This is a genomic window from Microbulbifer sp. 2205BS26-8, from assembly GCF_030731025.1.
Classification (GTDB): Bacteria; Pseudomonadota; Gammaproteobacteria; order Pseudomonadales; family Cellvibrionaceae; genus Microbulbifer; species Microbulbifer spongiae.
In genome coordinates this window covers 26,957-35,912 of record NZ_JAVAMR010000036.1, presented here as the reverse complement: position 1 = coordinate 35,912, position 8,956 = coordinate 26,957, and the positions used below count along the sequence as shown (strand labels likewise).

Below are 8,956 nucleotides of genomic sequence, written 5' to 3'. Positions count from 1 at the left end.
CGAAATATTCTATACGTTACAAGAGGCGGAAATTATTATTGAGGAGTGGAGGAAGCATTACAACACCAAGCAGCCACACAGTGCCTTGGGCTACCGCCCACCGGCCCCGGAAACCACCGTGGAGAAAGTGCCACGGCCCACTATGCACTAACATTTAAACTGGACCACCTCGGTGGGACTGATCAAGGGTATTTTGTCTTATCGGCCAGACCTGCAGGAAAAAAATGGCAGCTTCTACCTATTAGAAATGTATAAATATATTAGTGTTGAGGCACTGCTAAGCAATAACTTCTAACAAGTAAATCAACTTCGCGTCTTCGGCGCCGGACAGCTTACACTACGCTTCGTTCCAGCTGCCGGTTTTTTAGGTGTTAAAAGTCTATGGAAAATCTGATCTGCCCAAGCTGCAAGGGTGTAGCCGTAACAAAGGTTGAAAAATTAAAAGTTGCCTTTCTGGGTGACGCTTTGCGATGTAGATTATGCGGGGAACAAATAAAGGTTGGTGGAAGCTTACTTGCAACTATTGCCGGTGCTGGCGCAGGCAGTGCTGCTTTATACGTTGCTCTTCACTCGTTAAAGATTGGGTCTTGGTTTCCAATAGTTAGTGTTTTCGCTGTAGGTTGGATCTTTGCAGGTTTGGCCATATACCTATCTGGATTAAAACGCGTTGGCACAAAGAGGTTTCGTTTTTAGACCGGAACTTTTTTCAAACGTAGGCACAGGATGCGGCAAAGCTTCACCCATACTTTACGCGTGATGAACCAAACCATGATTAGAATAATCAATACATTTCTAGCATTTTTATCTTTTAAAACCCTGGGTGATTTGCTCCGGCCACTCCTGTTGTCGGCATTAGGTACTAATAGTTTGGAGTTAGGAATTGCCATACCAAAGGGGCGAAAGGCTAACCAGTTTGTGAATATTAACCAGTTGCACCGAGAGCACTCCAAATCAAAAAGGCGCAGGTCAGCGCTGGCAGCAAAGTCAATCACCTCTCCTATATGGGCGATAGAGCGGTGGAGGGCGGCGAATGTTGGTGTCGGCACCATCATGTGCGACTGCGATGTTGCAGACAAGTCCTCCACTGAAACTGACGATGGCGCTTTATTGCCTCCAACACTGCACTGGCAGTGACTGCATTATCAGAAATAGTCCGGTGGCGTTTTAAATTCCGGCGGGTATTCTCACTTCGCACCGGTTCAGTTCGTCCTCGTGTCCGTTAAACTTGCGCTTCGGGAACAAAAAGGAATAGCCCGATGCACAAGCCCAGAATGCAGCCACTTGCCAGTTTCGATATCGCCTCGCTGCAGTATCTGGATGAGCGAGGGCAGACAACCCAGACACTGCCGGACTTTGCCACACCGGATTCCCTGATTGCCCACTACCGGCAGATGAGCCTGGCCCGCATGGTGGATGGCCGCGCGGTGAAAATGCAGCGCACCGGGCAGCTCGGTACCTACCCTTCGAGCCTCGGACAGGAAGCGATAGGCGTTGGTGTGGGCGCCGCCATGGGGGAGGAGGATGTCTATTGTCCCAATTACCGGGAAACGAGCGCCCTCCTTGAGCGCGGTGTCGCTATTGAAGAAATTTACGCCATATGGGGCGGGGATGAACGCGGCCAGGATTTTCGCCATGCCCGCGAGGACCTCCCCCTGAGTGTCCCCATCGCCACACAGATCCTGCATGGTGCCGGCGTTGCTTTTGCCCTTAAGTATAAAAATGCACACCTAAACGAACCCGCACGCGTAGCCGTCGCCAGTGGTGGTGATGGCGCTACCTCCCGGGGGGACTTTTACGAGGCAATCAACCTGGCCGGCGACTGGAAGCTGCCGCTGGTGGTTGTGATCAACAACAACCAGTGGGCCATATCCCTGCCCCGCTCCGAGCAGACCGCCTGTAAAACACTCGCACAAAAGGCTATTGCGGCCGGTATCCCCGGGCTGCAGGTGGATGGCAACGATGTGATTGCAGTGCGCCAGGCCGTATCGGATGCCGTCGTGCTGGCACGCAATGGTGGCGGCCCCTCGTTGATTGAGGCGGTCAGCTACCGCCTGTGCGATCACACGACCGCCGATGATGCCAGCCGTTACCAGTCTGAGGAGACTTTGCGCGCGGCCTGGTCGCGGGAGCCGCTGGTACGCCTGCGCACCTATTTGGACGGTGCGGGCCTCTGGGGGGATAACCAGGAGGAGGAACTGCAGCGGGAACTGACCCAGATACTGGAACAAGGGGTGCGCAACTACCGGGAAGCCCCACGAGATGCCGCAACGGCCATGTTCGACCATCTTTACGCGACCTTGCCCGAGGCCTTTCTGGAGCAGTACCAGCAATTGCAGGGAGGCGGCTGATCATGGCGGAGATTACCCTGGTACAGGCGGTGACCCAGGCCCTTGCCCACGAGATGCAGGCCGATCCAACTGTGATTGTCTACGGGGAGGATGTCGGGATTAACGGTGGTGTGTTTCGGGCTACTGAGGGGTTGCAGGAGCGGTTTGGCAGCGCCCGCGTGTTGGACACACCGCTGGCGGAGACCATGATTGCCGGGATTGCCGTGGGCATGGCTGTGCAGGGGCTGCGCCCGGTGGCGGAGTTCCAGTTTATGGGGTTTATCTACCCTGCACTGGACCATATCCTCAGCCATGCGGGCCGCTTTCGCAACCGCACCCGCGGGCGGCTGTCCTGCCCTATTGTTTACAGGGCGCCCTACGGTGGCGGTATTCACGCACCGGAGCACCACTCGGAGAGTACCGAAGCCCTGTTTGCCCATATTCCCGGCCTGCGCCTGGTGGTGCCCTCCTCCCCTGCCCGCGCCTATGGACTGCTGCTGGCGGCGATCCGGGACCCGGACCCGGTGATTTTTCTGGAGCCCAAACGTATTTACCGGGCGGTGCGCCAGGAAGTGCCGGACTCCGGCCAGGCACTGCCGCTGGATTGCGCTTTTGTGCTGCGCGAGGGCAGCGATATCACCCTGATTGCCTGGGGCGCCGCCCTCAAGGAAACCCTGGAGGCGGCGGAGCTGTTGGCAGCGGATGGCATACAGGCTGAAGTAATAGACCCGGCTACCCTCAAGCCCCTGGATATACACACCATTATCGATTCTCTGGAAAAGACACACTGCTGCGTTGTGGTACACGAAGCGGCGCGCTTTTGCGGCCTGGGTGCCGAAGTGGTTGCGCAGATCAACGAATATGCCTTCGATCTGCTGGAGGCACCGGTACAGCGGGTCACCGGCTACGACACAGTGATGCCCTACTACCAGTTGGAGGCTGAGTACCTGCCGGGCGTGGCGCGTATTGTGGCGGCTGTGAAGGAAGTGCGGGATTACGCCAAAGGAAGGGGATTATGAAGATATTCACCCTGCCCGATTTGGGCGAAGGGCTGCCCGATGCCGTGGTGCGGGAATGGCACGTAAGCGAGGGAAGCAGTGTTGCCGCACACGAGAGTCTGGTGACGGTAGAGACCGCCAAGGCACTGGTAGAAGTGCCCGCGCCCTGGGGCGGCAAGGTGGAAAAACTGTTTGCTGAAGTGGATGAAACCGTCAATGTCGGCGATCCACTGGTGGGCTTTACCGGCACCGGTGAAGGGGAAGTGGAGGCGCAGCCGGGCCCCGGCGCCAATGAAGTGGTGCCGGAGCCTGTGCAAGCCACCGCGGAGGAGCATGCCCAGGAAGACAGTGGAACGGTGGTTGGCAGCCTGGAACAGGGTGAGGCGGTGCTCGAGGCCGAGCCGCAGCAAGAGCAGGGTCCCCGGCGGTTTGCCACGCCCTCGGTACGTGCCCTGGCCCGGCGTTTGGGGGTGGATTTACAGAGGCTTTCCAAAGATGGTGCCAGGGTGACTGCGGCACAGGTGTGTGCTGCGGCTGGTTCCCGGCCCCAGACACCGGCAGAAACCGCCGTGAAACCCGTCGCTGCCAGCGAGGCGGCGGCCATGTCCCCGGCGCGGCGCGCCATGGGATTGTCCATGAGTCGCGCACGGGATCAAGTGGCGCAGATAACCCTCTGCGATGACGCGGATATCTCCAACTGGTGGGGGAGCGCCCCTGCCCTGTTGCGCCTGATTCGCGCCCTGCAGGCGGCCTGTATCGCCGAGCCGAACCTCAATGCCCTTTACCGGGACGATCAGCTGATTCCCCAGGCGACTATCAATATCGGTTTGGCCGTGGATTCACCAAGAGGACTGTTTGTCCCTGTGCTCAGGGATGTCGCCGCGCACTCCGATGAAGCACTGTTGCAAGCGGTGGCAGACTTCAAGCAGCAGGCCAGGGAAACCGGTATCGCCCAGAGCGATTTACAGGGAGGCTCCATACTGTTGTCCAACTTCGGCGCTATCGCCGGGCGCTACGCGACCCCGCTGGTGTTGCCCCCGACCGTCGCAATTGTCGGGGCCGGGCGGGTGTGCCAGGGCGTGGTGGTGGTAGACCGCTGGCCCGCCATGCGCCCACTGCTTCCACTTTCTGTCAGTGCCGATCACCGCGCCGTGACCGGGGGGGAGCTGGCGCGTTTTCTCCAGGCCCTGTTGCAGGCACTCTCCAGCTGAATTACGGGATCAGCGGCCTTACCCGCTTGTCCCCACTTTGAACCGGGCTTTGGAAAAAAAGTGGGAACATATCTTTCGTTTTGCTATCTTTAAGTTTCGAAACGAAACTTATCTCTCCATGTCCAAACGTAATACACAGCAGCGTCGCCACGGTATTTTGAGCCTTCTCAACGAGCTGGGGGAGGCCAGTGTTGAGCTGTTGGCGCGGCGTTTCGAAACCTCTGAAGTTACGATCCGAAAGGATCTGACCGCGATGGAGAACCACGGATTGCTCCTGCGCCGCCGTGGCGGTGCAATCCCGCTGCCTCGGGAACTGGTGGTGGAGGAGAGCCCCTCTGAGGTGAAACGCGCCATTGGCCGCGCAGCAGCAGCACTCATTCCCGACCACCACCGCATAGTGATCGATTACGGCCGCACCACTGCGGCAATGATTCCCGAGCTGGAATGCAAGCGCGGCCTGGTGGTGATGACCAACTCCCTGCATGTGGCCAATGCGTTGCGTGAACTGGAAAACGAACCCACCCTGCTGATGACCGGGGGCACCTGGGACCCCCACTTCGAGGCGTTCCAGGGCAGGGTGGCGGAACAGGTGCTGCGGGATTACGATTTTGACCGCGCTTTTATTGGTGCAGATGGAATTGACCTGGAGCGTGGCACCTGCACATTCAATGAGCAGATAGGACTGTCGCGGGTGATGGCCGACGTTGCCCGGGAAGTGGTGGTATTGGCGGAATCCAGCAAGGTGGGCAGGCGCATTCCGAATCTGGAACTGCCCTGGGAACGGGTGGATACCCTGGTCACCGATGCGGGCTTGGATGACAGTGCCCAGCAACAACTCGAGGTGCTGGGGGTGCAGGTCCTTCGGGCAGAGACGAGCGGCGCAACCTAGCCAGGATTTGCCAAAGAACTGAACATGAGAAATGATTTTTGAGGAGATCAACATGTGTGGAATTGTTGGCGCCCTTGCACAACGCAATGTCACTGAAATTCTGCTGGAGGGATTGAGGCGACTGGAATACCGGGGCTACGACTCGGCAGGCGTTTGCCTGCGCAATGGGGATGGCCGGCTGCAGTTGCGCAAGAGCCTGGGCAAGGTTGCCGATCTGGAAGCCAAACTGCAGGAGAGGCCTGCCGAGGGCCACCAGGGCATTGCGCACACCCGCTGGGCCACCCACGGGGTTCCCTCCAATGAAAATGCCCATCCGCATATGTCCGGGCCTATCGCCCTGGTGCACAACGGTATTATTGAAAACCATCAGGCATTGCGTTGCGAGCTCCAGGAGAAGGGGTATCAATTTGCCTCAGATACCGACACGGAGGTAGTGGCGCACCTGATTCACTCACTGAGCAAAGAGGGACTCAGCCTGGTGGATGCCGTAGGCAAGGCCACGCAGCTGCTGGAGGGCGCTTATGCCCTTGCCGTTATCAGCAGTGAGGAGCCGGATGTCCTGGCCTGCGCCCGCTACGGCAGCCCCCTGGTTTTGGGTGCCGGCATAGAGGAAAACTTTATTGCCTCAGACCCCATGGCCCTGCGCCAGGTAACTGACCGCTTTCTCTTTCTCGAAGAGGGCGATGTCGCGGAGGTGCGTCGCAGCGGTATCTCTGTGCGCGACAAACGGGGCGACGCGGTCAGCCGCCCGGTACATAAACTGGATGGTGGCCATGACGTAGCCGACAAGGGCCGTTACCGCCACTATATGCAGAAGGAAATTTTCGAGCAGCCGCAAGTGGTGGCAGCGACCCTGGCAGGGCGTATTGGCGAACACTCGGTGTTGTCCCAGGCGTTGGGGACCCGCGCCCGGGAGATTCTGCCGCAAGTGGAGCAGGTGCAGATTGTCGCCTGTGGTACCAGCTACCATGCGGGTATGGTGGCCCGCTACTGGCTGGAGGATTGGGCCGGGGTGCCCTGTGCGGTGGAAGTGGCCAGCGAACTGCGCTATCGCAAAACCGTGGTGCGCCCCGGAACCCTGTTTGTCACCATTTCCCAGTCGGGGGAAACAGCGGACACCCTGGCGGCCCTGCGCCAGGCCAGGGCACTCGGCTATCTAGCTTCCATGACCATTTGCAATGTACCCAATAGTTCTCTGGTGCGTGAATCAGAATTATCCCTGATGACTGAGGCCGGCCCGGAAATTGGAGTGGCTTCCACCAAGGCCTTCACTACCCAACTGGTGGCCCTGCAACTGTTCTGTATCGCGCTGGCCAGGGCCAATGGGCTCTCCAGCGAGCGCGAGGCCGAACTGGTGCGCGCCTTGCACCAGCTGCCGCAGCTGATGGCAGCATTCACTGGCCTGGACAAAATTGTGCGGCACACCAGTGAGGCTTTTGCAGAGAAAAACCATGCGCTCTTCCTCGGGCGCGGGGTAGAGTTCCCCATCGCGCTGGAGGGGGCATTGAAGCTCAAGGAGATTTCCTATATCCACGCCGAGGCCTATCCGGCCGGTGAACTCAAGCACGGCCCCCTAGCCCTGGTGGATGCGGATATGCCGGTAATTGTTGTGGCACCCAATAATGAGTTGTTGGAAAAGCTCAAGTCCAATCTGCAGGAAGTGCGCGCCCGGGGCGGGCAGCTGTTTGTCTTTGCCAGCCCCAAGGCCGGATTTGCCAGTGAGGAGGGGCTTACCCTGATCGAGGTGCCGGATGCCCCCGAGAGCCTGGCACCCATTCTTTACACGGTGCCCCTGCAATTGCTCAGCTATCATGTGGCGTTACTGAAGGGGACCGATGTGGACCAGCCGAGGAATCTGGCCAAATCGGTTACGGTGGAATGAAGCAGGCACTGTCTGTTTACCAGACTGGCCCAGCGGGCTGGTAATCCCGCGTTAATATTTCCGACCAGTGCGCACGGCGTTATGTGACTTAGGGAGTGTCTTTCATGACCTGGATTAATGTTAAAAATGAAGAAGAAGCGAAAGAGTTATTAAATACTTTTGGCTTTTTTCATGGTGCATGCATTAAAGAATCTCACATGTAGACCAAACACAGAGTGCATGAAAACCTCTCAATGACATGTAGTGGTGAACAGGCCCTAATAACAACCAGCGACAGTGGCTCGCGCATTAAAAGATATATCCCCTGATGAAACCAAATCCTTATACCCCGTGCATTCAAGACAGTTAGGGAACCTCTGAGAAACTGCTCCAGTCTGGCATAATTTACCACGTTTCCAACATACACAGATTCAATCATGAGCCAACTGACTTTCGCCGAAGTCGAATACACCATCAAGAAACGCAAAACACGGCGCGAGCTATTCCTGGAAAAATTAAATGAGTTATTACCGTGGAGGCAATTGGAGTCATCCGTAGCCAAGTATTATGCCCGTGGCGGCATGGGCCGGCCACCCTATCCACTGCCCGCTATGTTGCGTATCCACATTATGCAGTTGGCCTACAACTTGAGCGATCCGGCTATGGAAGACGCTCTGTATGAAATAGAGTCAATGCGCCGCTTTGCTGGTATTCGATTGGATCGCGTGCCCGATGAGACAACGATCCTAAACTTCCGTCACCTGCTTGAAGAACATCAACTTGGCAAGAAACTGTTTAATAAGATCAACAAGCACTTAGACCGGCACGGTCTGATTTTGCGAGAAGGCAGTATTGTGGATGCCACTATCATTTCAACCCCGAGTTCGACAAAGAACAAAGACGGTGAGCGCGACCCCGGAAATGCGCCAGCAGCGCTGCTGGGTACACAAGACGGCCAACGTTCTCAACAAGTTGCCAAAAGCGGGCCAACCTAAAGCCAAGCGCTTCCTGTACGACATTTGGCAAGCTGAGACAAGGGCCGATGCGGAGAAGGCGTTCGACACGTTTATCGAGACGTACGAAGCCAAATATCCGAAAGTTGTCGAGTGTTTGCTAAAGGACCACGAAGAGCTGATGAGCTTCTACGACTTCCCGGCAAAACACTGGCAGAGCATCCGGACAACGAACCCGATCGAGTCGACGTTCGGGACAATACGACACCGGACCAAGCGCTCGAAAGGCTGTCTGTCGAGAGAAGGAATGCTACACATGGTGTTCAAGCTGGGAATGTGTGCAGAAGAAAAGTGGAGAAAGCTCCGGGGCTTTAACTACCTTGCCAAGGTCATCACCGGGGTGAAATTCAAGGATGGAGAGGAGGTGACAACAGCCGGTCAGAGCGCTGCTTAATCAGGCTTGTTGAACACCAGAATTGACAATAACTCCTTCAAGGGGGGTGGACCACTGAAGCGTATGAAGGAAGACGGGCTTATTAAAATACAGTCGAAGCCTGGCGATGGTCGAGCCAAAGAGGTGAAATTAAGCCAAAATGGAAGGCAGTTTTTACATAAGATTTTGCCAGGATACTATTCAGCAATAGTCAGTTTTATGGAAGGCTTGAAAGAATGAAAAAATCGATACTACATGCCATCTGCATCTGACTGCTGGTATAC

Annotated in this window: 8 protein-coding genes and 2 pseudogenes; 9 read left to right on the top strand and 1 reads right to left on the bottom strand. The window is 56.7% G+C overall.

All coding sequences use genetic code 11. The annotated features are described in order from the left end of the window. The coding region (locus Q5Y71_RS12310) for an integrase core domain-containing protein (RefSeq protein ID WP_306042433.1) at positions 1-151 on the top strand (151 nt) is incomplete at its 5' end. Positions 152-381: 230 nt separating this feature from the next. After that, entirely contained in the window at positions 382-693 is a 312-nt protein-coding gene (locus tag Q5Y71_RS12305; protein ID WP_306042430.1) for a hypothetical protein, read from the top strand. On the opposite strand, the gene Q5Y71_RS12300 is transcribed toward Q5Y71_RS12305, so the two are convergent. Further along, on the bottom strand, positions 690-1,052 hold the full coding sequence (locus Q5Y71_RS12300) for a hypothetical protein (RefSeq protein ID WP_306042429.1): 363 nt from the start codon (positions 1,050-1,052) through the stop codon (positions 690-692). The genes Q5Y71_RS12305 and Q5Y71_RS12300 overlap by 4 nt on opposite strands. 204 nt (positions 1,053-1,256) lie before the next feature. Here Q5Y71_RS12300 and pdhA point away from each other — a divergent pair, with 204 nt between their 5' ends. The 7 genes and pseudogenes from pdhA to Q5Y71_RS12265 form a co-directional block, all read left to right on the top strand. Further along, positions 1,257-2,348 carry a pyruvate dehydrogenase (acetyl-transferring) E1 component subunit alpha gene (gene pdhA / locus Q5Y71_RS12295; protein ID WP_306042428.1) on the top strand — a complete coding sequence of 364 codons (1,092 nt, stop codon included), beginning with the start codon at positions 1,257-1,259 and terminating at the stop codon, positions 2,346-2,348. A 2-nt stretch (positions 2,349-2,350) separates the two neighbouring features. Beyond that, positions 2,351-3,346, top strand: a complete 996-nt coding sequence (locus tag Q5Y71_RS12290; protein ID WP_306042427.1) for an alpha-ketoacid dehydrogenase subunit beta — start codon at positions 2,351-2,353, stop codon at positions 3,344-3,346. Continuing rightward, complete coding sequence (locus Q5Y71_RS12285) at positions 3,343-4,536, top strand: dihydrolipoamide acetyltransferase family protein (RefSeq protein WP_306042426.1); 1,194 nt, start codon at positions 3,343-3,345, stop codon at positions 4,534-4,536. Before Q5Y71_RS12290 ends, Q5Y71_RS12285 begins: the two co-directional genes overlap by 4 nt. A gap of 118 nt (positions 4,537-4,654) precedes the next feature. Beyond that, the gene (locus Q5Y71_RS12280) at positions 4,655-5,425 is read left to right on the top strand and encodes a DeoR/GlpR family DNA-binding transcription regulator (RefSeq protein WP_306042425.1); all 771 of its coding nucleotides are present in this window, start codon (positions 4,655-4,657) and stop codon (positions 5,423-5,425) included. A 52-nt stretch (positions 5,426-5,477) separates the two neighbouring features. Next, positions 5,478-7,307: a glutamine--fructose-6-phosphate transaminase (isomerizing) gene (glmS, locus tag Q5Y71_RS12275; RefSeq protein ID WP_306042424.1), complete on the top strand. Its 1,830-nt coding sequence runs from the start codon at positions 5,478-5,480 to the stop codon at positions 7,305-7,307. Positions 7,308-7,723: 416 nt separating this feature from the next. Next, a pseudogene (locus tag Q5Y71_RS12270) lies at positions 7,724-8,203 on the top strand (IS5 family transposase); the annotation flags it as partial. Continuing rightward, a pseudogene (locus Q5Y71_RS12265) lies at positions 8,202-8,693 on the top strand (transposase); the annotation flags it as partial. The pseudogenes Q5Y71_RS12270 and Q5Y71_RS12265, both read left to right, overlap by 2 nt. Positions 8,694-8,956: the final 263 nt, after the last annotated feature.

What these genes read in the sequence shown, in the direction of transcription:
- Q5Y71_RS12300 (WP_306042429.1), bottom strand. Translation starts at nt 1,052, where the DNA reads ATGATGGTGCCGACACCAACATTCGCCGCCCTCCACCGCTCTATCGCC.
- Q5Y71_RS12285 (WP_306042426.1), top strand. Translation starts at nt 3,343, where the DNA reads ATGAAGATATTCACCCTGCCCGATTTGGGCGAAGGGCTGCCCGATGCC.
- glmS (WP_306042424.1), top strand. Translation starts at nt 5,478, where the DNA reads ATGTGTGGAATTGTTGGCGCCCTTGCACAACGCAATGTCACTGAAATT.
- Q5Y71_RS12290 (WP_306042427.1), top strand. Translation starts at nt 2,351, where the DNA reads ATGGCGGAGATTACCCTGGTACAGGCGGTGACCCAGGCCCTTGCCCAC.
- Q5Y71_RS12305 (WP_306042430.1), top strand. Translation starts at nt 382, where the DNA reads ATGGAAAATCTGATCTGCCCAAGCTGCAAGGGTGTAGCCGTAACAAAG.
- pdhA (WP_306042428.1), top strand. Translation starts at nt 1,257, where the DNA reads ATGCACAAGCCCAGAATGCAGCCACTTGCCAGTTTCGATATCGCCTCG.
- Q5Y71_RS12280 (WP_306042425.1), top strand. Translation starts at nt 4,655, where the DNA reads ATGTCCAAACGTAATACACAGCAGCGTCGCCACGGTATTTTGAGCCTT.